This is a genomic window from Planktotalea sp., assembly GCF_039984035.1.
GTDB lineage: Bacteria > Pseudomonadota > Alphaproteobacteria > Rhodobacterales > Rhodobacteraceae > Planktotalea.
In genome coordinates this window covers 1-3,437 of record NZ_JBDWVM010000157.1, presented here as the reverse complement: position 1 = coordinate 3,437, position 3,437 = coordinate 1, and the positions used below count along the sequence as shown (strand labels likewise).

The 3,437-nt window shown below is 53.8% G+C and carries 1 protein-coding gene, 1 tRNA gene and 3 pseudogenes; 2 read left to right on the top strand and 3 right to left on the bottom strand.

All coding sequences use genetic code 11. From position 1 onward, the window contains the following. Window positions 1-195 (top strand): 30S ribosomal protein S9 (gene rpsI, locus ABJQ89_RS07200; RefSeq protein ID WP_348495578.1); only part of this gene is annotated, 195 nt, incomplete at its 5' end. Window positions 196-842: 647 nt separating this feature from the next. On the opposite strand, the pseudogene ABJQ89_RS07195 reads toward rpsI, so the two are convergent. Continuing rightward, window positions 843-1,292: pseudogene (locus ABJQ89_RS07195) on the bottom strand (IS3 family transposase); the annotation flags it as partial. Between the two features lie 61 nt (window positions 1,293-1,353). Continuing rightward, window positions 1,354-1,701 (bottom strand): annotated as a pseudogene (locus tag ABJQ89_RS07190) (integrase core domain-containing protein); the annotation flags it as partial. Between the two features lie 141 nt (window positions 1,702-1,842). On the opposite strand from ABJQ89_RS07190, the pseudogene ABJQ89_RS07185 reads away from it, so the two are divergent. Then, window positions 1,843-3,019: pseudogene (locus ABJQ89_RS07185) on the top strand (IS3 family transposase). A gap of 320 nt (window positions 3,020-3,339) precedes the next feature. Here the strand turns inward: ABJQ89_RS07185 and ABJQ89_RS07180 are convergent. Next, window positions 3,340-3,414: transfer RNA gene (locus tag ABJQ89_RS07180), tRNA-Glu, on the bottom strand. Between the last annotated feature and the right edge of the window lie 23 nt (window positions 3,415-3,437).

The window sequence follows — 3,437 nt, the reverse complement described above, 5'->3', positions numbered from 1 at the left end:
GTTAAGGGTGGCGGTCTGTCTGGTCAGGCTGGTGCGGTCAAGCACGGCGTGTCCAAAGCGCTGCAACTTTATGATCCCGCGCTGCGTGGTGCCTTGAAAGCCGCTGGCTTCCTGACACGTGACAGCCGTGTGGTTGAGCGTAAGAAATACGGTAAGGCCAAAGCGCGTAAGAGCTTCCAGTTCTCCAAACGCTAACGCCGAACGGCAAAAATCAAAACAATTTCAGACGCCTGCTTTTCGGAGCGGGCGTTTTTTTGTGGCGGCACTTTTTGAGCAGGATGCTGAATATGCTGGCGTTTATGGGTCGCGAATTTAGCGTAACGATACCGGTTGCAGCATCGTTTGAGCGGTGCGCGTGTGGCGTTTTACGAGGATAGGCAGGAACACTAAGACGGTACGCTAACCTGGCGGTTGCGGTGCCAAACGCCTAAACGCACCGTGCGCGAAACGGCCAGCTGGGGTTGAAGATAGCAGAATTAAAGGTCACATCGCACGCGACGTAGAGCTGGCGCGGTCTGAATATCTGCATTTGCAGCAAGCATCACTGCTTGGACGAATTTACTTTTGTGTTATATTTGAACGATAGATATGAGCGTAGCCTGCGCAACGAGAGCTAGGCAACGGATAGCGCGTCGATGTTGCTGAATGACGAAACACCAAAGTTGAACGTTTCACACTGGGCGCAGACGGTCAAAAATACCATGACAGCGCTCCTGCACCAGAACCTGAAACAACGGATTAGGGCAATACACCGCCTCGCGAAAAAGCACCCAGTGTTGCAGCACAGCGCTGGCCGTTGACCCGTTGACCTGTCGTTCCTTCTTGCTGCGCCAATTGCTCGTTTAGGCTACCTTTTGTTTAAAAGCGACAGGGCTTCTCCAACCCAATGTTGAGTGTCGACGGTGTGGGTTGTAGAAGCCATTCATATATTCGAGGATAGCCATCTCGACTTATCTGCGTGTGTTTCAGGCCTCCCACCAGATAAGTCCTGCTTTAATTGCCGTTATCGCTCATCCACTGCCGGGCAGTGGTTTGCCCGCAAACCGTGATAGGGATACCTTGAAGCCATGATGGCGCAGAACCTTCTGATAGTCGTGTGAACAATATTGGCTGCTGCTCGCGGTCCAGCCGATCCCACGCCGACGATGTAAAACCAAGATCACAACCAAATAAAGCCAACCCTCACGCGTCTGGATATAAGTAATATCACCTGCCCACTTTTGATTGGGACCATCTGATGCAAAGTTCTGATCCAGTAGGTTGGGCGCAATGTTGAACTTGTGGTCGCTATCCCCTCTCGCCAGTTTGGGCAAGCGCGGCGTGCGCGGTGCCCTCAAATTGCTCCGGGGCTCAGCGCGCTTTTGCGAGCGTTTGGTTCCCCAGCGATGAACGCGGTCTGACGTTATTGTAGTTGTATCGTGAGAGGGCCAGCTTTCGGCGGGCATCATCTAACGTGTCGAAGATCTTCTCATTCAGCACCTTGTCTCGCAGGCTGCCGTTGAAGCTATAGATGAAGCCATTCTGCGGAGGCTTGCCGGGATCAATGTAATGCCAATCCACGTCGTTATCGCCGGCCCATTTCAGGATCCCACGGCCGTTGAACTCCGTCCCATTATCGCTGACAATACAAGCTGGCTTCCCGTAGACACGCACAAGTGCGCCCAATTCGCGGGTTACGCGCGCGCCAGATATGCTCGTGTCGCGGTTTAGTTCCGGTCTCTTTCGAGCAATTGACTGCGCCGTTAAAGCTCCTCCAAGTTTGTGTAGAGTCCGCCCAACAAAAGGACGGACGGATGACAGCACGTTTCACGGACGGATAGATCATGCACTGCCCGGCAGGCGATTGCGTGGCAATCTGCTGAGAGGGTCAAGGAACAGGAAGCTGGCGAGAAGACTGCTGACGTATGTCGTCGGCACGGGATCAGCTCGGCGACGTTCTACAAATACAAATCGAAGTATGGCGGGATACGCTGCACGGCAGGGTTAGGCGTAGCATGATCCCGAGAGTGGAGCCCTCAGATGCGAAGCGGCTGGGTGCGCTTGAAGACGAGAGCGGCAAGCTCAAAAAAAGTGGTGACGATGTGGCCTTTGTCCGCCATTGGTCCGAGGACAATGGACAATGGACGCATGGGCTAAGCGGAATGCTGTGGTCCACTTGTGCGAGGCGCATGATGTGAGCCAGCGGCGGGCGTGTGATGTTTTACGAGTTGATCGATCTTCGGTCCGATATCTGTCGCGTCGAGGTGATGATATTGAACTGAGAGATGTCATCAAGCGAGTTTCAAGAGAAAGGCGACGGTTTGGGTGCCGCCGTGTTCACGTGAGAAGGTTTCACAGTGAACTGTCACCCAGAAGTGCCTCTTTACACGCATGAGCGGGCACAAGAAGGTGAGGCGCATATACCGCGAAGAGAAGCTGCAGGTACGGCGCAGAGGTGGCAGGCAGCGTGCTTTGGGTACGAGAAAGCCAATGGTGCTGCCGGATGGTCCGAACCAACACTGGGGCTTGGATTTCGTATCCGACGCGCTCACAGACGGACGTCGCTTCCGCATCTTGGCCGTTGTGGATGATTACAGCCGTGAGAACTTGGTGCCGGCTGCAGACACATCCTTGTCAGGGCATCGTGTTGTTCGAGAACTGGACCGCATCATTGCTGAGCGCGCTGCACTGAAGACAATAGTCTCGGATAACGGCACAGAGTTTACCAGCATGGCGATCCTCAAATGGGTGCAGGATGCAGGCATCAATTGGCACTATATCACGCCTGGAAAGCCCCAGCAGAACGGCTTCATCGAAAGCTTCAACGGCAAGCTACGCCCCTCTCCTGCATGTAAATATACACTGCTGAGCAATGGATGAATGCCTCAATGAAACACTGCTCGGCACATTGGGCGGGGCCCGCAAAACGCTTGAAGAATGCCACGAGGACTACAACTGGCGCAGACCTCATTCCGCATTGGGCAACCTGACGCCGGCGGAATTCTTGCAGAGAAAGGCGATGGACAAAATGGCAGCTTAACGCCAAAGATTTAACCCTAAGGACTCCGCGCAAAGCTGGAGGAGACTTGGGACTCAGGTCACGAAGGCCACTCTAGTACGCCGTATGTTGCGTGAAAAACAGAACAGAAACCTGACATTCAGAGATGTGTGATGCATAGACGCGCGCGGAATTTCTGGGGTTTGAGAGGGGACTGCGCGGGGCCTCTTGGGGCCACCAGACATGTGCAGACGACGCTACTCTCACCCATAAACCTATGGGATATATGCAGTGGTAAAATCGTGAAACGAACCAACTAAGCCAACCAAAAAGCCCACATAAATGAAATTATCTGGTGAAAGTGGCAGCCCGTAGGGGAATCGAACCCCTCTTTCCAGGTTGAAAACCTGGCGTCCTAACCGATAGACGAACGGGCCACTGTTTGTGTGGGCTAATTAGG